The following is a 20,805-nucleotide window of genomic DNA, read 5'->3' on the forward strand; positions in this document are numbered from 1 at the left end:
ATTAAAATCTATTCTAGTGCATCTTTTGGATTCGCCCATTCCAGGGTTCGAATAGGATATGGAATATTGATTGAGTTTTCATCGAATACTTCTTTGATGACCATCATAGCTTCAGACTTAGCTTCATACACATTGAGATATGATTCCGCGGCGATCCAAAATCTTATTTGAAAATTAATCGAGCTATCACCAAATTCCAGCCAATGAAACTCAACTCGTTCATAATCTAATTGAGAGAAATGTTTACTAATGGCGTCTGTTGCTAGTTCCTTAACAAAGCGCATATCACAGTCATAATGCACTCCACAGGTAATTTTAGTTCTAATTCTTGGTGTTAATCCATAGTTTTTAAATGGATTTTCAATAATCATCTTATTGGGAATCACCACAATATTATTATCTACCTCTCTAATTCTTGTGTTGCGCAAAGTTATTTCTTCAATGGTTCCAGCATAACCGTTGGTTTCCACATAGTCTCCAACGTTCATTATATCATTTAAGGAAATAAATACCCCCGAAAATGTATTGGCCAAAGCTCCTTGAAAAGCGAGCGCAACTGCCAAACCAGCAATTCCCCCTGCTGCTAAAATACCTTTTAACAAGTTGCTCATGTTCAATAAGCTTACAGCAATCACAACTCCTGTTAAAATGATTAAAATTGAAACCACATTTGCTACCAATGAACGAATCGAAGCACGTTTAATGACTTTGCTGAGAAGTTTCTTAACCCATCGTTTCGTATAGATACTTAGGATATAGCAGAGCGTAAAAACGATCAAAGACAAAATGATTTCCGGAAGATATTCTATCAAAGATTCTTTCCAGCTAAAGATTCTTTCCCACATTTTATCCCACGAGGACTTAAATCCTTCAGAAACTTTCTCCACATCCTTTCCTAAGTCAGAATCTTCTGTCTCTTGCTGAATCAATAATAGGAATTTAAACATGCTCATAAGTCTCCGAATCGAAAATAATGCTAAATATAAGGATTTGACACAAAAAAAAGCGTTCATCTCTGAACGCTTTTTAATTTATAATTTACTGAATTTAATTCAACGTAAATATTACATATTCTCAATCACCATAGAAGAGGCTCCACCTCCACCATTACAAATTCCGATACCTCCGTATTTACCAGCATTTTGCTTCAATACATTGATTAAGGTAACCAAAATTCTAGATCCTGAGTTTCCTAGTGGGTGTCCTAATGAAACCGCTCCACCGTTCACGTTAACTTTAGCTGGATCTAAGTCTAATAATTTAATGTTAGCCAATCCAACTACCGAGAATGCTTCGTTTAATTCAAAGTAATCAAGGTCTGTCATTTTTAATCCTGCTTTAGCAACCGCCTTAGGAAGTGCTTTTGCTGGAGCTGTTGTAAACCACTCTGGCTCGTGAGCTGCATCTGCATAGCCAACGATTTTAGCTAATGGTTTTAACCCTAATTCTTCTGCCTTTTCTTTAGACATTAAAACAACTGCAGAAGCTCCATCATTTAAAGTAGATGCGTTAGCCGCAGTTACAGTTCCGTCTTTAGTAAAAGCTGGACGTAAACTTGGAACTCTATCTAATTTGATGTTCTTGTACTCCTCGTCTTCTTTAACAATAATAGGCTCTCCTCTTCTTTGTGGTACTTCAACAGGAACAATTTCCTCATCGAATCTACCTTCAGCCCAAGCTTTAGTTGATCTGTTATAAGATTCAACAGCAAAGTTATCTTGGTCTTCTCTAGAGAAGTTATACTCAGTAGCACATAAATCTGCACAAACTCCCATTACATTTTTATCATAAGCATCAGTTAATCCATCATTAACGATACCATCGATTAATTGTGTATTTCCGAATTTATTACCAGTTCTAGCTGTCATTGAATAGAAAGGAGTCATTGACATATTTTCCATTCCTCCAGCAACAATCACATCAGCGTCTCCTGCTTTAATAGCTTGAGCTGCTTGCATAACTGCTTTTAATCCAGATGCACAAACTTTGTTCACAGTTGTACAAGGAACATTATTAGGAAGACCTGCTCCTAATGCAGCTTGTCTTGCAGGCGCCTGACCTTCACCAGCTTGAAGAACGTTACCCATGTAAACTTCTTCTACTTTATCTGCCGACAAACCAATTTTATCTAAAGCACCTTTGATTGCTATTGAACCTAATTTGGTAGCAGGAACAGTTGATAAACTACCTAGAAAACTACCGATTGGAGTTCTAACAGCTGATACTATATAAACTTCTTTCATAATAATTATAATGTGTTAACTAAATTCTTTTCTACTTTCACTCTCCAACCAAATGGATCTTCTGATTTGTTATTTTGGATGTCCATCAATTGTTTTTTCAATTGTTTACCCCAAGACTCTTCCATTGGCATATCAGCTAAGTCTAGTGTTTCGTCTGGATAACCGATAGCTGAGAAAGTGTTTAAAACTACAGCCGTACCACAACCGAATACTTCTTTCAAGCTTCCGTCTTTGTGTGCTGCTTTCATTTCGCTTACTTTAATTGGTCTTTCTTCAACTTTCCAACCATTGTGTTTAGCGATATTGATAAGACTATTACGAGTTACTCCGTTTAAAATTCTTTCCGAAATAGGCGCTGTAATTAAAGTATCGTTAATTCTAACAAATACGTTCATAGTACCTGCCTCTTCAATAAATTCATGCGTACTAGCATCAGTCCAAATAACTTGGTCGAATCCTTCTTCTCTTGCTAATTTTGTAGGATAGAAAGAAGCCGCATAGTTACCAGCTGCTTTAGCATAACCTACACCTCCGTTCGCCGATCTAGAATATTTATCTGCAATCTTAACGCGTAATGGTTTAGCATAGTAATCAGGAGCAACCGCAGTAATCACACAGAACATAAACTCTTCTGAAGATCTAGCAGTAATCATTGGCTCAGTAGCAAAAATGAATGGTCTAAGGTATAAAGCCATACCATAAGTTGGCGGAACCCAATCTCTATCGATATCTAATAGAGCTTTTAACCCATCCATGAAAACTTCCTTTGGAACTGTAGGCATATTCAAACGAATCGCAGAATTGTTGATTCTTTCGAAGTTCTTTTCAGGACGGAACATAAATACGTCACCATTTTCATCTTTATAAGCTTTCATTCCCTCAAAACAAGCTTGTCCGTAGTGGATTGCTTGCATAGCAGGAGAGAAACTCATTTCTTGAAATGGAATAATTTTAGCCTCGCCCCAAACGCCATCTTTATAGTTACAAACCAACATGTGATCTGCAAAGGTGTTACCAAAAGTTTTGATTTCTAAACTTTCGGGTGTTAGTCGAGAGCTTTTCACTTTTTCTATATACATCGTTATATTTTTAAAATTCTTATATTTATAGCTCTTCAAATTTAATTATATTTATGGAATTAATAAAAGAAAAATTAACACTTCACCTGATTTTTAACGAAATATGTTAAAACGCGAAATCAAAATAACCCAAGACGGAAGCAAAACTCTTTACATTCCAGATTGGAATGAAAGCTATCATTCTAAGCATGGAGCTTTGAGAGAAGCAGAGCATGTATTCATAACAAATGGATTGGAAAAATTAATTGATTCCAACGTGATTAATGTCCTTGAATATGGTTTCGGCACAGGTTTAAATGCCTTACTTTCTTTTATCTGGTCTCGCGACCATTCCAAACGTATAAACTATACTAGTCTTGAGAAATTTCCAGTTTCCACCACAGAAGTCGAAGCCATGGATTTTCATCAAGTTATAGCACAAAAATATACTAATCTTCAAGCCGACCCAATATACGATTTTTTCTTAAAAATGCATCAAGCAAAATGGGAAGAAAAAGTAAATTTGACTGATTTTTTTGAGTTATTTAAGCAAGAGGTCGACTTTAGAGAGGTTAGACTGAAAAAAGAGACTTATGATATTGTATTCTTTGATGTATTCGGAATGCGGGTACAGCCAGAACTATGGTCGGAAGAGATTTTTGAAAAGATATTTTTAAGTCTTAAGAAAGATGGTTTACTTACCACCTATGCGTGCAACGGACACACAAAACGTGCCTTACAAGTATGTGGTTTTATCGTTGAAAAACTAGCCGGACCTCCAGGTAAAAGAGAAATGATTAATGCATGGAAAAAATAGATACATTTAATATAAGGGTATATGGACTTATCATCCACCAAGATGCTTTATTAATACTTAAAGAACCCTACGCAGGAGAAATTTTATTTAAATTCCCCGGCGGTGGTTTAGAATTCGGTGAAAGCTTAATCGAAGGTTTAAAGAGAGAATTAAAAGAGGAATTAAACCTTAACCTAACTGAAGCAAGTCATTTCTACACCCAAGAAGAATTTATGGTTTCTAAATTTAGAGCCAACGAACAATTACTTACCATATATTATAAAGCCAAGGTGGATAATATAGAGGATTTAACCAAGTTCGATCAGGCCATTCAAGAATTGATTTGGGTGCCTCTTAAGGAACTTTCCACTAATCATGTTAATCTTCCAATTGATCAAGTCGTGGTAAAAAAACTAATGTCTCAATTAAAATAACTCCTCCTTCAATCTATTAAAAACAAAAAAAACCTAAGCCAATGCTTAGGTTTTACTATTTAATACTTTTAATATAGTCTATCGCTATTTAAATCAATCCCTGCTCTTCGAAATAAAGAATAATTGCTTTCTTCATTAGCAAAGCTTGTTCGTTAGATTTAAGTTCTGGTAATTCTGAGATCAACTCAAACTGAGGCCAACCATCTGCATCTTTACCATCAAATCTATAGTAGCCATAAGGCTCGAGAAGACGACAAACGGCGATGTGCATTAAATTCACCTTTTCGTCTTTCTTAAATTTAGCTTGACCTTTCCCTAGCTCTTGAACACCTATTAAAAACAATATCCCATCTAAATCTATGGTTTCTCCATCGGTGAAATTCACCTTAAAAAACTCCAAGATTCTATCCCACTTTTCTATTTCTGTCATTTTATTTAAATCTTTATTAAAAACAAAAGGCTTCGGGTTTTACACCGAAGCCTTTTACAAATATAATTATAAATTCTAATTCTTACGTAGAATTTCTACTCGTCTGTTGATCTCGTGACACTCTTCTGTATCTTCATTACAGATTGGGAATCTCTCACCCATTCCGCGTACTTGAAGTTTGCTAGCATCAACACCTTCTTTAATTAAGGCATCAGCTACAGCTTGTGCACGTCTCTGAGATAACTTGTCGTTATAAGCATCAGCACCTCTAACGTCTGTATGACCATCTACATAGTAGAATCCATCAGTAGCTTTAATCTCAGCAGCTGCTTCTTCAATAGAACCATACTCACTCATCTTAATCGTGAAGCTATCAAACTCGAACAATACATCTTCGAATACAATTTGCTTAGGAGCTTCTGGTTCTGGCTCTTCGATTACTCTAATCGGAGGAGGACAACCGTCGTACTCAATTAAACCTGGAGTATCTGGACACTCATCTACATCGTCAAGGATACCATCACCATCTCTATCTTGGTAAGGACAACCATTGTTCTCGATTGGACCTGGCTCTAATGGACATTCATCTTCGTGATCTGGTAAACCATCACCATCTGTATCAGGACAACCATTAAATTTAGCTAAACCTGGCGTATCTGGACATTCATCCTCTCTATCAGGAATACCGTCACCATCGCGGTCTAATTTTCCAAATCTAAATACTAAACCTGCTGAATGTTGGAAAAAGTCGATATTATCTCCTTCCATACCTCTCATGTGGTAGTATTCACTCATAATATTAGCACCAAACTTTTCAGCGAACCAAAAGTTGATACCTAATCCCCCTGTCATTGCAAAGTGATCGCTTGCAGCAACCGCTCCGTTACTGATGGGATGACCTTGTTCATCTACAACATTTGTAAACTCCATGTCTTGGTAATCTAAGTGATGAATACCAGCACCAACACGTAAATATGGATCAAACCATGAAGTTGGGTTTAAAATGTATCCATTCGCTAAACGGTAACGTAAACCTAAAGTTCCGTTTACCATAAACTCATTTTCTACATTTAAACGCTTATTATCAATTTGACCTAAATTGGCCGATACATCCATATCAAAGGATCTGTTCAAACCTTTAACAATTGTAAGTTTCGCTGGGAATGGAACAACACTATAGTCATCGAAATCAAAAAAACCATCACCGAAGCCTCTTACAGAGGTATGATCGGTTGCAAACATACTAATGCCTATTTGCCAATCATAGTGGTTACTAATGGGCTGAACTTGAATCTCGTCTTCGTTAACCTCTTGTGCATGTACTCCAGCGCTTATCAAAAGAAATAAAAGTAATAGCTGGTTGAATTTTTTCATAAAATCAATTTATTAAAGAAATAAAGATATAATATTTTTTATAATTGGAGTGAATTAATGTGCATTTTTTAAATCTGAAATCACCTGCGTAGGATTTTCATTAGCAAAAACAGCGCTACCTGCCACCAATGCATCTGCTCCACAAGCGATTAATTTACTTGCATTTTCCACATTAACACCACCATCAATTTCAATTAAAGTTGAAGCATTTTTTTGAATAATTAAATCCTTCGCTTTTTCAATTTTAGAATAAGTGTTTTCAATAAATTTTTGTCCGCCAAACCCAGGATTAACCGACATGATCAATAATAAATCAATATCCTGAATCACCTCTTCTACCGCAGAAATTGGTGTATGAGGATTTAATGCCACTCCTGCTTTCATTCCAAGGCTTTTAATCACTTGAATTGAACGATGCAAGTGTGTGCTCGCCTCTGCATGAATCGTTAAATATTCAGCGCCTAGCTTTTGAAACTCCTCAAAGTATCTTTCTGGCTCGATAATCATTAAATGTACATCTAATGGTTTTTGAGCTAAAGACTGAATCGATTTCATGACTGGCATACCATAAGATATATTGGGAACGAAAACACCGTCCATGATATCCAAGTGAAACCAATCTGCCTGACTTTGGTTAACTAATTCTATATCTTTTGCCAAATGCAAAAAATCAGCTGCTAATACCGAGGGTGAAATCAATGCCATACCAAAAATTTGGTCGCTAAAATACTATTAATTGTGCAATTAATCAGAATTAATCCTAAAATTTAGCATTCTTTCGAAAGCATATATTAAGGTATATCAATTTTAAGCTTAGTGCTTAATTTGAGTTAAAAATAATTCTCAAAATTAAGTGGGTTAAAAATTTATGTTTTATAAATATTGCTTTACTTTTGCACAAACCAAAAAAATGGAACAAACAGCATTATTATTTTCTACACGCCAAAGTAAAGTTTTAGCAGAGAATATTGCTTCCCATTACGGACAGCGTTTGGGAAAAATCGAGTTTCAAGAGTTCAGCGATGGTGAATACCAACCTTCTTTTGAACAATCTGTGCGAGGTGCGCGTGTATTCTTAATCGGATCTACCTTCACGCCAGATATCAATCTAATGGAAATGTTATTAATGTGTGATGCAGCTAAAAGAGCATCAGCTAAAAACATTACCGCTGTTATACCATATTATGGTTATGCAAGACAAGACCGTAAAGATAATCCTAGAGTTCCTATTGGAGCAAAGTTAGTTGCTAACTTATTAACGGCTGCTGGAGCAACAAGAATCATGACGATGGATTTGCACGCAGACCAAATCCAAGGATTCTTTGAAATTCCTGTTGATCACTTATTTGCTTCTACTATTTTTGTAGATTACTTAAATGGTTTAAGCTTAGATAATATTACCATGGCTTCCCCAGATATGGGTGGTGCAAAACGTGCAAATGCTTATGCTAAACATTTCAATACAGACATTGTAATCTGTTATAAAGAAAGAAAAGAAGCAAACAAAGTTGCTCGCATGATGCTTATCGGTGACGTTAAAGACAGAAATGTTATTTTGGTAGATGATATGGTAGATACTGCTGGAACCATTACCCAAGCTGCGGACTTGATGATGGAAAAGGGAGCTAAGAGCGTAAGAGCTATGGCAACCCATGCGGTATTATCAGGAAATGCTTACGAGAGAATTGAGAATTCTGCCTTAGAAGAATTAATCATAACAGATTCAATTCCACTTAAAAGAAATGATATTTCTAAAATAAAAGTTGTATCTTGCGCCCCACTTTTCGCTGAAGTAATGCACTTGGTACATAGCAAAGAATCTATCAGTAACAAGTTTGTAATCTAAGCAGAAAACGTGTGAGATTGAATTTCAATCTTAATTTAAATTAAACATTATTAAATATTATATAAATGAAATCATTAACGATTCAAGGACAAAAAAGAGAAAGCGTGGGCAAGAAAAATACCAAGGCTTTACGTAATGCTGATCAAGTTCCTTGTGTTGTTTACGGTGGCGCTGAACCAATTCATTTTTCTACGGACGAACGTTCGTTCAAAGATTTGGTTTACACCTCGGAAGCACACACGGTAGTATTGGAGCTAGACGGAGGCGACGCCATCTCATGTATTTTAAAAGACATTCAGTTTCACCCAGTAACTGACAAAATCTTACACGCAGACTTCTACAGATACACAGAAGATGTTAAGATTACTATGAACATTCCAGTTAACTTAGTTGGACGTGCTCGTGGTGTTGTTGCCGGTGGTGTTTTACGTCAGAATGTTAGAAAATTAAGAGTAAGAGCTTTACCAGCTAACTTACCAGACGAAATCGTAATCGACATTACTCCAATGCGTATTGGTCACAAGAAATATATCAAGGATCTAAGAACTGACGAATATGATTTAATCCACCCAGACAACCAAGTTGTTTGTATGATTAAAACTGCTCGTACGGCTATCGTTGATATTGACGACGAAGATGAAGACGAAGAAGTTGAAGGAGAAGAAGGAGCAGCTGAAGGTGCAGAAAATGCAGCTGAAGAAAATGCAGAAGATTAATTCTTTCTTCCTTAGAAATAAAAAGAAGCTATCTGAAAAGATAGCTTTTTTTATGTAAATTTGTAACCTAACTAACTTGCTGTTTAAGTAGAAACTTTTTTCTCACTTTTATAGCCACAACCCTACTAAAAACCTGAGCATTGAAATTATATCAATCCTTTTTTAAGAGATTATTAGATTTTTGTGCAGCCTTGTTGGGCTTCATTGTCTTATCTCCTATTTTTATTTTAATCACCCTATTCCTTAGTATTGCTAATCAAGGCAAACCATTTTTCTTTCAAACTCGCCCTGGAAAAGACGAGAAACTCTTTAATATCATCAAGTTCAAAACCATGAATGATAAAAAGGATGCAGAAGGAAACTTATTATCGGATGCAGAGCGATTAACCAAGGTAGGTCAATTTGTTAGAAAAACATCTTTAGACGAAATTCCTCAATTGCTTAATGTAATCAAAGGCGATATGAGTTTAATAGGACCTCGTCCTCTCCTACCCGAATACTTAGAACTGTATAATGCTACGCAGAAACGTCGTCATGAAGTTAGACCAGGCATTACAGGTTGGGCACAAGTTAATGGACGTAATGCAATCTCTTGGGAGCAAAAATTTGAATATGATGTGTGGTATGTAGACAATATTACTTTTTTATTAGACATTAAAATATTATTTTTAACAATTAAAAAGGTTTTTGTGTCCGAGGGAATTAGCTCAGATACATCTGTAACCATGGATAAATTTAGAGGTTCATCATGATTATTTACGGAGCGAGCGGACATGGCAAGGTCATTCATGACATTCTGAAGTCACAAAGGATTTCAGAAGATATCCTATTTGTAGATGATGCTGATAAAGGTGATCTTTTTTATGGATGTAAGCTTCTTAAACCGCAGCAAGTAAATCTCAGTGAGCATAAGATAATCATTGGGATTGGCAATAATCTGATTAGAAAAAAAATCTCATATAAGTATCCACAATATGCACTTGCGATTCATGCTAGTAGTGTTATTTCTCCTAGCGTAGAGATAAATGAAGGCAGCGTCGTGATGTCTAACGTCAGCATTAATGCAGATACTAAAATTGGAAAACATTGTATATTAAATACCGCATGTAGCATAGATCACGATTGTGTTTTAGACGACTTTGTACACATTTCTCCTAACGCCTCATTGGCTGGAAATGTTAAAGTTGGAGAAGCAACACATATAGGAATTGGTGCATGTGTAATTCAAGGCATAAAAATTGGTAAATTTGCCACCGTCGGAGCGGGCAGTGTTGTTATAAAAGATGTGCCCGACGGCGCTACCGTAGTTGGTTCACCAGCTAAAATAATTAAAACCTAAACTCTATGAATTCAAAAATATGGCTTTCATCGCCACATATGGGCGGAACTGAACAAAAGTATGTTCAAAATGCATTTGATGAAAATTGGATTGCTCCTTTAGGACCGAATGTAACTTTATTCGAAGAAAAGATCCAGTCTTTCTTAGACCAAGATATTCAAGTTGCGGCTCTAAGTTCAGGGACAGCAGCATTACATTTAGCTTTAATTTTATTAGGCGTTGATAGAGATGATGAAGTAATTTGTCAAAGTATGACTTTTAGTGCTTCTGCTAACCCTATTAAATACTTAGGTGCTACACCCGTATTCGTGGACAGCGAAGAGACTACTTGGAATATGGATCCTAACGCCCTAGAAGAAGCCATTAAGGATAGAATTCAAAAAGGTAAAAAACCAAAAGCAATTGTTGCCGTACATTTATATGGAATGCCTTATCAGCATGATGCTTTAAGAAGTATTGCTGATAAATATGAAATTCCAATTGTGGAGGATAGTGCCGAAGCTTTAGGTAGTACATTTAAAGGACAGGAATGTGGAACTTTAGGTGATATTTCTATTTTAAGCTTTAATGGAAATAAAATCATTACGACTTCAGGTGGAGGTGCTTTAGTTACCAAGACCAAACAATTAAAAGACAAAGCTGTCTTTTTAGCAACTCAGGCAAGGGATAATGCTCCCCACTACCAACATAGTCATGTGGGATATAATTATAGATTGAGTAATGTTTCTGCAGGTATCGGTTGTGGACAAATGGAAGTTTTATCCGATCGAGTTAATCAGAGAAGAAAGAATCAGGAGTTTTATACCGATCTTTTTCAAGACCATGCAGAAATTAAAGTTATGCAAGAACCAACTAAGGATTATTATTCAAACTTTTGGTTGAGCGCATTAACTTTTGAAGGAAATAAGGCCTACGAAAAAAGAGAAACTTTAAGAATCTCTTTAAACGACAAATATAATATAGAAACACGTCCGTTGTGGAAACCTATGCATCTACAGCCTATTTTTGCTGATGCACCTTATTATGGAGCTAATGTTTCTGAGGAATTGTTTAATAAAGGTTTATGTTTACCTTCTGGGTCTAACTTAACGGAAGAAGAATTAAGCAGAATAAAACAAGCCTTTCAAGAATTGGTATAGATGATGAATTTTAAAGTCAAAGATTCTGGACTATTAGCCAAACTAGCTGAGAAGCTACACGCTATCAATCACCTACCAAGATGGGCTATCTTGTCTATTGATATAGGTACGGTCATCTTTTCCTTATTAATCACTTATTTCTTAATGAATATTTGGGGAATAAAGGAGTTTGGATCTTTTAATACCTATCTCACTTTCAGCTTTCTAGTGGGGATTGTTGTGTTCTATCTTTATGTATTTAAGGTTTCTTCTGGTATTGTTCGACATTCGAGCATTCGAGATATCATTAAAATATCGCTTGCGACCTTTAGTGCTTTAATTACAATTTTAGTACTTAACTATGGCTATTACTTCTTTAAAGGTCAGTATTTGAATCCTGAAAAGAAATTGGTCTTTGACCCACCTCTCTTCTTTTTCATCCTTTTAGCCTTTTTAATGTTATCCTTATTTAGGTTTTATGTAAAATTAGCCTTCTTAATGTTCTTAAAATTTAAGGATGATAAAGTAGTAAAAGAAGTGATGGTTTATGGTACGGATGATAGCGCGGTTGCTATAGGCAATGTGTTGAATGAAACCATAAGCAATGGATTTAATGTGATTGGATTTATTTCAAGCCAAAAACATCCAAGCAATAGTCGAATTTTAGGTAAGAAGATTTTTTCTATTGATAAGATTATTCAAAGTGATTTTATGAATAAAAGAATCGATGGAATTGTTTTCCCAGATAAAGACATGCGCGCTGATGAAAACCAAGATTTAATCAATCAACTTATTCAGAAGAAGATTAAATTATACCATATTCCTTTTCAATCCTTTGATGAAACTAATGGAATCGAAAGAAAGAATATTCATTCTTTAGAGATTGAAGACTTATTGTACCGAGAGCAAATTACTATTGAGAATGATGCTATTAGCCAAAGACATTTGGGGAAAAATGTGTTAGTGACGGGAGGAGCAGGTTCTATCGGAAGTGAAATCGTAAGAAAAGTAGCTCAATTTAAGCCCGCTTTAGTGGTAGTAGTTGATCAGGCTGAAACACCACTAAACGACATTAAGCTAGAAATGGAGAAAAAACATCCAGAGATTAAATTCGTTTTCCATTTAGCCAATGTGAGTAATAAGTATAGAATTGAACCTTTATTTAAGAAGTACAACTTTTCTATGGTGTATCATGCAGCTGCCTATAAGCATGTACCGATTGTAGAAGAAAACCCACATGAGGCTATCTACGTCAACATTATGGGGACTAGAATTCTAGCAGATCTATCCAATGAATATAAGATCAATCGTTTCGTGATGATTTCTACGGATAAGGCTGTTAACCCTACCAATGTTATGGGAGCTTCTAAACGTGTTGCAGAATTATATGTACAATCCCTTCAAGAAAAAGAGAATAATACCACCAAATTTATTACTACCAGGTTTGGTAATGTATTAGGATCGAATGGTTCCGTGATACCTCTATTTAGAAAACAAATTGAAGCGGGTGGTCCATTAACCTTAACTCACCCGGAAATTACTCGTTATTTTATGACCATTCCCGAAGCCTGCGAATTGGTATTACAAGCAGGAACCATGGGACAAGGGGGTGAGATTTTTGTCTTTGATATGGGAGAACCCGTTAAGATTCTTGATTTAGCTAAAAAGATGATTAAACTGAGCGGACTTGAGCCTGATGTAGATATTGAAATTAAAATCACTGGCTTACGACCAGGAGAAAAGCTTTACGAGGAATTACTGAGTGATCAATCGAAGACTTTAGCCACACATCACGAAAAGATTATGCGTGCCAAAGATATCACCATGCCTTATAGCATAATGGAAGAGAAAACCAAAGAGATTGCACGCGCCACGGTGAAGAAAACTAAAAATGAATTAGTACAAATGATAAAAGATTTAGTTCCTGAATATAAAAGTCAGAATTCTGAATTTGAATGCCTTGATGCTAATCCTGAAAATATTACTTAATTTTGCACTTACCTATCACACAACTTATGAATAGAATCATTTTATTATTGTTACTAATAAGTTTAGTTTCCTCCTGTAGGACGCAAAAAGATATTTGGTATTTTCAAAACATAGATCAGGTAATTAATGAAACTGCTGAAATATATGAAGATCCCAAAATACAAACTGGTGATGCGTTAAGTATTGTTGTGAGCACTTTCAACCCTAAATTGGCGGAACCTTTTAATTTAGGTGGTGGCGTTAATAACACTCGAAGTATTTCAGAAGACAGTCCAGCAGCGTATGTAGTAAGTAGCGATGGTAACATTGAAATGCCTATGCTAGGAAGTATTCAAGCAGCTGGGAAAACTAGGCAAGAATTAGCAATATTATTAGAAGAAAAAATTAAAACTTACGTTAATGACCCTATAGTCAACGTTAGATATATCAATTTTCGTGTAAGTATGCTTGGTGAATTTAATCGCCCAGGTGTGGTGGAATCTAAATCAGAAAAGCTGAGTATTATGGAAGCAATTGCAAAGTCAGGAGATATGAGTTTATATGCCATACGAGATTCCGTAATGATAATTCGTACAACTGATGGTATACGTGAACATAAATTTGTAAATCTTCTAGATGCTAATTTAATCAATTCAGAGTATTATTATCTTCGTCAAAATGACATTTTATACGCCATGCCTACTAAATCTAAAGCTATTGAATTTAATTCTCGCCCTATTAGAGATGGACTAACTGTTTTAGGATTTGTATTAACCATATATGCACTATTTAAATAACAGATGAATAACCAACTCCAAAATCCCTTTTTAGAAGAATCTTCACATCAGCGTACTGCAAAGTTAAGAAGAGATGTGGCAGCTTATGTCAGAAGGTGGCCTATATTTCTATTAAGTATTCTTTTCTTTCTTTTTGCAGCATGGCTTTATACTAGATACTTAACACCAATTTATCAATCCACTATCAGTGTTTTAGTTAAAGATGGAAAACAAAATCCAGGAACTAATATTTTGCTACGTGATATTGCTTTAACTGGAAATTTAAGTGGGGGAATTTCTAACGATATGCAAATTCTTAAATCTATGAGAAACGTTTCACAAGTTGTTCGTAATTTAGATTTGCATCATAAGTATAATAGAGAAGGAAGAATAATTGAAAAGGAGGCCTATGGTCGTGAATTACCTATTTTGCTAAAATCCTATGCGGCAGATAGCCTGAGACCAATTCAACAACAGTTTCAAGTAAAATATAAGCACCCCAATGTTGAGTTACAAACTACAAATGGTAAAATCTATTCCACTCAATTAAACAAACCTCTTTTAATTGATAAAAACACTTTTGTTTTTGTAAAAAACCCAATTGGATCTAATGCCAAATCTGACGAATTTAAGGTTACCGTTAGCAATCCAACTTCAGTTGCCCGTGGTCTTCAAAATAGAATTAATATCAACACGGTTGAAGGGACTACAATTGTTAACCTTTCTATGACCTCTATCAATACTTTAAAATCTGAAGATATATTACAAGAATTAGTTAAAGTTTATAATCAAGAGTCTATAAGTGATCAAAATCTGGAATTTGAAAAAACTGAGGAGTTCATAGAAGAACGTATTGTACAAATTAATGAAGAACTGGGAGGAGTAGAAGGAACAAAAGTTTCATTTAAAGAGGATAACGCCATTGCTAATTTAGAAGCTGAGGCATCTCAAAGTATAAACATGAAACCGGGTTTGGAAAGTAATTTAATGAACATTGAAACTCAATTAAGTTTAGTACAATCTTACAAAAATCATGTACAAAAACAAGGTATTGATGAAATTCTCCCATCCGATGTTAGTGATGGATCAAATGCCACCAATGCTGCAGTCAATCATTATAATAATCTGGTTACTGAAAGGAATAACTTGTTAGCCTCTGGAGCTACAGAAGATTATCCTGATGTAAAAAACTTAACAGCAAATATTCAAAGTAGTAAGTCAGCTATTCTTTCAAACATAAGTAAAAAAACCTCATCCTTACAAAGTATGAGAAATGATATTTCTGGGCAGTTAGGAAAGTTTTCGGCAATTAAAAGCAGTATACCTAAATTAGAAAGAACAAATAGAGAAATTGATAGACAACAACATATTAAAGAAAGTCTTTATTTATTACTTCTACAAAAACGTGAGGAAGCCGCTATATCTAAAGCTATCACGGGAGAAAAAGCTAAAGTCTTGAACCCACCATCAAGTTATGGACCAGTAGCACCCGTTAAATCAAGATATTACTTTGGTGCTTTCGCTTTAGGTTTACTTTTACCTTTAGCAGTTATATACACCAAAGAATTACTTAAAAACAAAATTGAAACTAGAAGTGATTTAGAAGAATTAGTGAAAGGAGAGCCAATCGTAGCTGAGCTTCCTAAAATATCAATGGATGAAGAGTTTCAATTGGTAGGGAGTGACCTGAGCGTGATGTCCGAAGCCTTTCGTATTATGCGAACAAATATTGAGTTTGTTATATCCAGAAGGTTATCGAATAATAAAAGTAAAGTAATTCTGGTAACTTCTAGTATAAAGGGAGAAGGTAAAACATTTGTATCCATGAACTATGCTCATGTTTTAGGTCAATTACAAGGTAAAAGAGCTATAATAATCGGGGCAGATATACGAAACCCTCAATTACATCGATATGATAGATCAAGTAAAAATGCAGTTGGATTGACAGAATATTTATATTCTGATGATGTTTCTCTTGATGAGTTAATTAAAGTTTCCAAATCTGATAATAAGACTCATATTATATTCTCAGGTAAGATTCCGCCAAATCCAACAGAGTTATTAATGAGTGAGAAGTTTGATAAATTAATTGAACAATTAAGAGAACTTTACGATTATATAGTCATTGATAGTGCTCCTTTAGTTCTAGTATCAGATACCTATCATATTAGTAGTACAGCTGACTTAACTGTATATGTAACTCGATCAGAATTCACTCCTAAAGATGTGATTAAAGTTCCTATGGACTCGATAGAGGAAGGAAGGTTGAAAAATGTGGTTTTTGCCCTAAATGATATTTCCACAGCTCACTCAGGTTATGCTTATGGCTACAAATATAATTATGGCTATGGCTATGGCTATGGTACTGTCAATAGAAGAAGATCGCCTATAAAAAGATTCTTATCTAGTTTTGGAATAAATTTAAAATAATGAGTAAAACAACATCAACCGTATTAGTAACAGGAGCTGCAGGATTTATTGGATCTAACTTAGTAGAAAGATTATTAAGTGAAGGATACCAAGTCAAGGCTCTTGATAACTTTGCTACGGGACATAAAAAAAATATTAATCCTTTTTTAGAAAATGAAAATTTCTACTTTACGGAAGGTGATATTAGAGACTTAGAGACTTGCCAAGAGGCCTGTAAAGATGTAGACTTTATCCTTCATCAAGCGGCTCTAGGTTCTGTACCTAGATCGATCAACGACCCTATTACGAGTAATGAAGTAAATGTAGGAGGCTTTCTAAATATGCTGGTGGCTGCCAAAGAGAACAATGTTAAGCGATTTGTTTATGCAGCAAGTTCTTCTACCTATGGTGATTCTACGGCTTTACCTAAAGTTGAGGACAAGATAGGAAAACCTCTATCTCCTTATGCAGTTACCAAATTAGTGAATGAAGTTTATGCCGATGTATTTCAAAAGGTTTATGGCTTAGATACGATAGGTTTAAGATACTTTAACGTCTTTGGTCGTAGACAAGATCCAAATGGTGCCTATGCCGCAGTGATTCCAAAATTTGTTATGCAGTTAATGAAACACGAATCTCCAGTGATTAATGGAGATGGTACATTTTCCCGTGATTTCACCTATATTGACAATGTAGTTCAAATGAATTTACGTGCTATTGAAACAGATAACCAAGGGGCATTAAATCAAGTCTACAATACCGCTGTAGGCGATCGAATCAGCATTCTAGAAATGGCAGAATTATTGCGCTCCATGTTGGCTGAGTATGATCCAAAAATTGCAGAAATTGAAATTAAACACGGTCCAAATAGAAAAGGTGATGTCCCTCACTCTCTCGCTTCTATTGAAAAAGCTCAAGAAAAACTTAATTATCAACCCACCCACGTATTCAAGGATGGCTTAAAAGAAGCTGTGGCTTGGTATTGGGAAAATTTAAAATAAGAACCTAGAATAAAAGATTAAAATGAATAAAAAAATTGCAGTCATAGGATTAGGATATGTAGGCTTACCATTAGCCAGATTATTTGCCGAGAAATATCCAGTTGTTGGATTCGATATTCATCAAGCACGCGTAGATAAATTAAACGCAGGACATGATGACACCCTAGAGGTGGCCGATGAATTATTACAATCAGCATTGGTTAAAAATAATCCAAGTTATGATGAGAAAGGATTGTTTTGTACTGCAAATATAGAAGATATTGAAGATGCTAACTTCTATGTGATTACAGTTCCGACTCCTGTAGATAAAAATCATAGACCTATTCTTACGCCATTAATCAAAGCTAGTGAAACAGTAGGTAAGGTTTTGAAAAAAGGTGATATTGTAGTATATGAATCTACAGTTTACCCAGGAGCCACTGAAGAGGATTGTATTCCAGTTCTAGAAAAGTTCTCAGGTTTAAAATTTAACGAAGATTTCTTTGCAGGTTACTCTCCAGAAAGAATTAACCCAGGAGATAAAGAACACACGGTTGAGAAGATATTAAAAGTAACTTCTGGTTCCACCCCTGAAATTGGAAAAGTAGTAGATGATATTTATAAATCCGTAATTACGGCAGGTACACACTTGGCTCCTACCATTAAAGTAGCAGAAGCTGCTAAAGTAATTGAAAATTCTCAACGAGATATCAATATCGCTTTCGTTAATGAATTAGCTAAGATTTTCAATTTAATGGAGATTGATACTCACGACGTATTAACAGCCGCTGGTACCAAATGGAATTTCCTTCCTTTCAAACCAGGCTTAGTAGGCGGACATTGTATTGGGGTTGATCCTTATTACTTAGCTCAAAAAGCTCAAGAATTTGGTTATCACCCAGAAATAATCTTAGCCGGTAGAAGATTGAATGATTCTATGGGGCAATATATTGCAAGTGAAGTAGTGAAGAAAATGCTACAAAACGATTGCAAAGTGAAAGGATCTAAAGTATTAGTACTTGGGGTTACCTTCAAAGAAAACTGTCCAGATGTTCGTAATACGAAAGTGGTGGATGTTGTTCATAACCTAGAAGAATTTGGGGTTAATGTAACGATTCATGATCCATGGGCTAATCCAGAAGAGATTACACATGAGTATAATTTAGAAACAACACAAGACCTACCAAATGAAAAATTCGATGCGGTAATCTTGGCGGTTGCTCACCAAGAGTTTAAAGGAATAGATATCGATGCTCTTTTAAATGAAAATGGAATCGTATATGATGTTAAGAACTTTTTACCAAAAGATCAAGTAAACGCAAGATTATAAGTTAATCTAATTCATAAAATATGGTTAGAAAAGGTCGATTCAGTATTGAGTCGACCTTTTTTCTTTGAGGGAAATTTTGAATGTTGAATTAAGGGTGGATAATAAAGAAATTCATAAATCTTTTAATTCAAAACCTAATTAAACTCTGTAGAATAATTTTCATTGAAAAATCAGTTAGGTTTAGGAATCTGACTGAAACGATATGCTTCACTCTAGAAAGATTTATACTCAAAATCCCCCTCCGTCTTTCTGTCAAGACTTCGATACATTTTTTCTAAAGAAAAACTCCTCCATCTGACAGAAAAACTCTACACCCCAATACCAATTATCGAGTACTAAGTACTATCTACCATTCCCTCTCTAACACATAAAACTCACAATACAACGATCTTTAATCTTGAACCTAAATTAATTGGCAAATATCAACCAATTTTACGATATTTGGAAAGCTAAAGAATAATCTATGTCAAAAACAATTTTAATCACAGGAGGAGCAGGTTTTATCGGTTCTCACGTCGTAAGAAGATTCGTAAATCAATACCCTCAATATAAAATCGTTAATTTAGATGCCCTTACCTATGCAGGGAATCTAGAGAACTTAAAAGATGTTGAATCCGCTAATAATTATGAATTCGTACACGGAGATATAACAGATGCCGACTTCATCCAAAAGCTTTTTGAAAAATATAAATTTGACGGAGTAGTTCATTTAGCAGCTGAATCTCACGTAGATAGATCAATTACCGACCCTCTTGCTTTTGCCAAAACCAATATTCTAGGTACCATGAATTTATTAAATGAATTCAAAACATTATGGCAAGATAAGTGGGAAGGAAAACGTTTCTACCACGTTTCTACCGACGAAGTTTATGGTACTTTAGGAGAAACCGGCTTATTTACCGAAGAAACTTCCTATGACCCTAATTCACCTTATTCAGCTTCTAAGGCATCGTCTGACCATTTCGTAAGAGCTTATGGTGAAACTTATGGTATGCCTTATGTAATTTCAAATTGCTCTAATAACTACGGACCTAATCACTTTCCAGAGAAGTTAATTCCACTTTGCATCAATAATATTTTAAATAAAAAACCACTTCCTATCTACGGGGATGGTAAATTCACTAGAGATTGGCTATATGTTATCGACCATGCCATTGCTATCGATAAAGTTTATCATGAGGGCGTAAATCACGAAACTTATAATATTGGTGGATATAATGAGTGGAAAAACATAGACCTAGTAAAAGAATTGTGTAAACAAATGGACGAAAAACTAGGTAACGAAGCTGGAACTTCGGAGCAGCTCATCACCTTTGTAAAAGATAGACCAGGACATGACTTGCGATATGCCATTGATTCTAGTAAAATCACCCGAGAATTAGGCTGGAAACCATCGGTTACTTTCCCTGAGGGGCTTTCTGCAACCATCGATTGGTACCTAAACAACGAGGAATGGTTGAATAATGTAACCAGCGGTGATTATATGGATTACTATGAGGAGAGATATAATGAGTAAGACTTTAGAGCAATGAGATGCTGAATCAAGTTCAGCATGACATGCGTGTGGGCACCCCGAATATTAAAAACCCGGAGCGTCATTCCGCACTCGATGCGGAATCTCATGCTCAAGTAGGATAAATGTTGTTTAATATTGCTTAAATAGTTTAAATATTGTCTTTCGTGAATCTCTCTTGTCAGGCTGAGTGATTTTGCACAGCAAAATTATATCGAAGCCTTAGGCAAGAGAAAAGCGAAGAATGTTATTAGCTCTTTCTGTCGACATTTCGATACAAATTTTTCTAAGGAAAAATTCACTCAATGTAACAGAAAGCCTTCAACTCTTTACCAATACCAATTATCAAATCTCTACACTCTTCACACTCCACTCTAAACCAAACCAGCTCGGAGCATCACTCTGAACTCGATTCAGAGTCTTATAATAAAGTAGGACAAAGCTTGCTTACAAGTAGTTTAATGTTTAATTGACG

19 protein-coding genes are annotated in these 20,805 nt (G+C 35.3%); 13 read left to right on the plus strand and 6 right to left on the minus strand.

Annotation, left to right across the window (positions count from 1 at the left end; translation table 11 throughout):
* Positions 1-8 precede the first annotated feature (8 nt).
* From NLM59_RS02845 to NLM59_RS02855, 3 genes are all read right to left on the minus strand, one after another.
* Positions 9-947, minus strand: a complete 939-nt coding sequence (locus NLM59_RS02845) for a mechanosensitive ion channel family protein (protein WP_304416231.1) — start codon at positions 945-947, stop codon at positions 9-11.
* Between the two features lie 117 nt (positions 948-1,064).
* Positions 1,065-2,243 carry a thiolase family protein gene (locus tag NLM59_RS02850; RefSeq protein ID WP_304416232.1) on the minus strand — a complete coding sequence of 393 codons (1,179 nt, stop codon included), beginning with the start codon at positions 2,241-2,243 and terminating at the stop codon, positions 1,065-1,067.
* Between the two features lie 5 nt (positions 2,244-2,248).
* Positions 2,249-3,322 carry a branched-chain amino acid aminotransferase gene (locus NLM59_RS02855; RefSeq protein WP_304416233.1) on the minus strand — a complete coding sequence of 358 codons (1,074 nt, stop codon included), beginning with the start codon at positions 3,320-3,322 and terminating at the stop codon, positions 2,249-2,251.
* Positions 3,323-3,425: 103 nt separating this feature from the next.
* Between NLM59_RS02855 and mnmD the strand changes: the two genes are divergently transcribed.
* Together mnmD and NLM59_RS02865 are read left to right on the plus strand one after the other, a co-directional pair.
* On the plus strand, positions 3,426-4,118 hold the full coding sequence (mnmD, locus tag NLM59_RS02860; RefSeq protein ID WP_304416234.1) for a tRNA (5-methylaminomethyl-2-thiouridine)(34)-methyltransferase MnmD: 693 nt from the start codon (positions 3,426-3,428) through the stop codon (positions 4,116-4,118).
* A complete protein-coding gene (locus NLM59_RS02865; RefSeq protein WP_304416235.1) occupies positions 4,106-4,531 on the plus strand; it encodes an NUDIX hydrolase in 426 nt (141 codons plus the stop codon). Before mnmD ends, NLM59_RS02865 begins: the two co-directional genes overlap by 13 nt.
* A gap of 88 nt (positions 4,532-4,619) precedes the next feature.
* Here the strand turns inward: NLM59_RS02865 and NLM59_RS02870 are convergent, their stop codons facing one another.
* The 3 genes from NLM59_RS02870 to rpe form a co-directional block, all read right to left on the minus strand.
* Positions 4,620-4,961 carry a hypothetical protein gene (locus tag NLM59_RS02870; RefSeq protein WP_304416236.1) on the minus strand — a complete coding sequence of 114 codons (342 nt, stop codon included), beginning with the start codon at positions 4,959-4,961 and terminating at the stop codon, positions 4,620-4,622.
* Positions 4,962-5,036: 75 nt separating this feature from the next.
* On the minus strand, positions 5,037-6,335 hold the full coding sequence (locus NLM59_RS02875; RefSeq protein ID WP_304416237.1) for an OmpA family protein: 1,299 nt from the start codon (positions 6,333-6,335) through the stop codon (positions 5,037-5,039).
* Positions 6,336-6,389: 54 nt separating this feature from the next.
* Complete coding sequence (gene rpe / locus NLM59_RS02880) at positions 6,390-7,040, minus strand: ribulose-phosphate 3-epimerase (protein ID WP_304416238.1); 651 nt, start codon at positions 7,038-7,040, stop codon at positions 6,390-6,392.
* Positions 7,041-7,245: 205 nt separating this feature from the next.
* Here rpe and NLM59_RS02885 point away from each other — a divergent pair, with 205 nt between their 5' ends.
* The 11 genes from NLM59_RS02885 (at position 7,246) to rfbB (ending at position 20,333) form a co-directional block, all read left to right on the plus strand.
* The gene (locus NLM59_RS02885; protein ID WP_304416239.1) at positions 7,246-8,181 is read left to right on the plus strand and encodes a ribose-phosphate pyrophosphokinase; all 936 of its coding nucleotides are present in this window, start codon (positions 7,246-7,248) and stop codon (positions 8,179-8,181) included.
* A 65-nt stretch (positions 8,182-8,246) separates the two neighbouring features.
* Positions 8,247-8,897, plus strand: a complete 651-nt coding sequence (locus tag NLM59_RS02890; RefSeq protein ID WP_304416240.1) for a 50S ribosomal protein L25/general stress protein Ctc — start codon at positions 8,247-8,249, stop codon at positions 8,895-8,897.
* 140 nt (positions 8,898-9,037) lie between these two features.
* On the plus strand, positions 9,038-9,649 hold the full coding sequence (locus NLM59_RS02895) for a sugar transferase (RefSeq protein ID WP_304416241.1): 612 nt from the start codon (positions 9,038-9,040) through the stop codon (positions 9,647-9,649).
* A complete protein-coding gene (locus tag NLM59_RS02900; protein WP_304416242.1) occupies positions 9,646-10,236 on the plus strand; it encodes an acetyltransferase in 591 nt (196 codons plus the stop codon). The genes NLM59_RS02895 and NLM59_RS02900 overlap by 4 nt, the downstream gene beginning before the upstream one ends.
* 5 nt (positions 10,237-10,241) lie before the next feature.
* The gene (locus NLM59_RS02905; protein ID WP_304416243.1) at positions 10,242-11,375 is read left to right on the plus strand and encodes an aminotransferase class I/II-fold pyridoxal phosphate-dependent enzyme; all 1,134 of its coding nucleotides are present in this window, start codon (positions 10,242-10,244) and stop codon (positions 11,373-11,375) included.
* The gene (locus NLM59_RS02910) at positions 11,376-13,343 is read left to right on the plus strand and encodes a polysaccharide biosynthesis protein (RefSeq protein ID WP_304416244.1); all 1,968 of its coding nucleotides are present in this window, start codon (positions 11,376-11,378) and stop codon (positions 13,341-13,343) included.
* A gap of 26 nt (positions 13,344-13,369) precedes the next feature.
* On the plus strand, positions 13,370-14,119 hold the full coding sequence (locus NLM59_RS02915) for a polysaccharide biosynthesis/export family protein (RefSeq protein WP_304416245.1): 750 nt from the start codon (positions 13,370-13,372) through the stop codon (positions 14,117-14,119).
* Positions 14,120-14,122: 3 nt separating this feature from the next.
* Positions 14,123-16,528 (plus strand): GumC family protein, encoded by a 2,406-nt coding sequence (locus NLM59_RS02920; RefSeq protein ID WP_304416246.1) that lies wholly within the window; start codon positions 14,123-14,125, stop codon positions 16,526-16,528.
* On the plus strand, positions 16,528-17,508 hold the full coding sequence (locus tag NLM59_RS02925) for an SDR family oxidoreductase (RefSeq protein WP_304416247.1): 981 nt from the start codon (positions 16,528-16,530) through the stop codon (positions 17,506-17,508). Before NLM59_RS02920 ends, NLM59_RS02925 begins: the two co-directional genes overlap by 1 nt.
* A gap of 22 nt (positions 17,509-17,530) precedes the next feature.
* Positions 17,531-18,817 carry a nucleotide sugar dehydrogenase gene (locus tag NLM59_RS02930; RefSeq protein ID WP_304416248.1) on the plus strand — a complete coding sequence of 429 codons (1,287 nt, stop codon included), beginning with the start codon at positions 17,531-17,533 and terminating at the stop codon, positions 18,815-18,817.
* 463 nt (positions 18,818-19,280) lie between these two features.
* Positions 19,281-20,333 carry a dTDP-glucose 4,6-dehydratase gene (rfbB, locus tag NLM59_RS02935; RefSeq protein WP_304416249.1) on the plus strand — a complete coding sequence of 351 codons (1,053 nt, stop codon included), beginning with the start codon at positions 19,281-19,283 and terminating at the stop codon, positions 20,331-20,333.
* Positions 20,334-20,805 lie beyond the last annotated feature (472 nt).

This window comes from Profundicola chukchiensis (genome assembly GCF_029664245.1).
GTDB lineage: Bacteria > Bacteroidota > Bacteroidia > Flavobacteriales > Weeksellaceae > Profundicola > Profundicola chukchiensis.

Coding starts and splice junctions, on each gene's coding strand:
- NLM59_RS02845 (WP_304416231.1), bottom strand. CDS start 947: ATGTTTAAATTCCTATTATTGATTCAGCAAGAGACAGAAGATTCTGAC.
- NLM59_RS02850 (WP_304416232.1), bottom strand. CDS start 2,243: ATGAAAGAAGTTTATATAGTATCAGCTGTTAGAACTCCAATCGGTAGT.
- NLM59_RS02855 (WP_304416233.1), bottom strand. CDS start 3,322: ATGTATATAGAAAAAGTGAAAAGCTCTCGACTAACACCCGAAAGTTTA.
- mnmD (WP_304416234.1), top strand. CDS start 3,426: ATGTTAAAACGCGAAATCAAAATAACCCAAGACGGAAGCAAAACTCTT.
- NLM59_RS02865 (WP_304416235.1), top strand. CDS start 4,106: ATGGAAAAAATAGATACATTTAATATAAGGGTATATGGACTTATCATC.
- NLM59_RS02870 (WP_304416236.1), bottom strand. CDS start 4,961: ATGACAGAAATAGAAAAGTGGGATAGAATCTTGGAGTTTTTTAAGGTG.
- NLM59_RS02875 (WP_304416237.1), bottom strand. CDS start 6,335: ATGAAAAAATTCAACCAGCTATTACTTTTATTTCTTTTGATAAGCGCT.
- rpe (WP_304416238.1), bottom strand. CDS start 7,040: ATGGCATTGATTTCACCCTCGGTATTAGCAGCTGATTTTTTGCATTTG.
- NLM59_RS02885 (WP_304416239.1), top strand. CDS start 7,246: ATGGAACAAACAGCATTATTATTTTCTACACGCCAAAGTAAAGTTTTA.
- NLM59_RS02890 (WP_304416240.1), top strand. CDS start 8,247: ATGAAATCATTAACGATTCAAGGACAAAAAAGAGAAAGCGTGGGCAAG.
- NLM59_RS02900 (WP_304416242.1), top strand. CDS start 9,646: ATGATTATTTACGGAGCGAGCGGACATGGCAAGGTCATTCATGACATT.
- NLM59_RS02905 (WP_304416243.1), top strand. CDS start 10,242: ATGAATTCAAAAATATGGCTTTCATCGCCACATATGGGCGGAACTGAA.
- NLM59_RS02910 (WP_304416244.1), top strand. CDS start 11,376: ATGATGAATTTTAAAGTCAAAGATTCTGGACTATTAGCCAAACTAGCT.
- NLM59_RS02915 (WP_304416245.1), top strand. CDS start 13,370: ATGAATAGAATCATTTTATTATTGTTACTAATAAGTTTAGTTTCCTCC.
- NLM59_RS02920 (WP_304416246.1), top strand. CDS start 14,123: ATGAATAACCAACTCCAAAATCCCTTTTTAGAAGAATCTTCACATCAG.
- NLM59_RS02925 (WP_304416247.1), top strand. CDS start 16,528: ATGAGTAAAACAACATCAACCGTATTAGTAACAGGAGCTGCAGGATTT.
- NLM59_RS02930 (WP_304416248.1), top strand. CDS start 17,531: ATGAATAAAAAAATTGCAGTCATAGGATTAGGATATGTAGGCTTACCA.
- rfbB (WP_304416249.1), top strand. CDS start 19,281: ATGTCAAAAACAATTTTAATCACAGGAGGAGCAGGTTTTATCGGTTCT.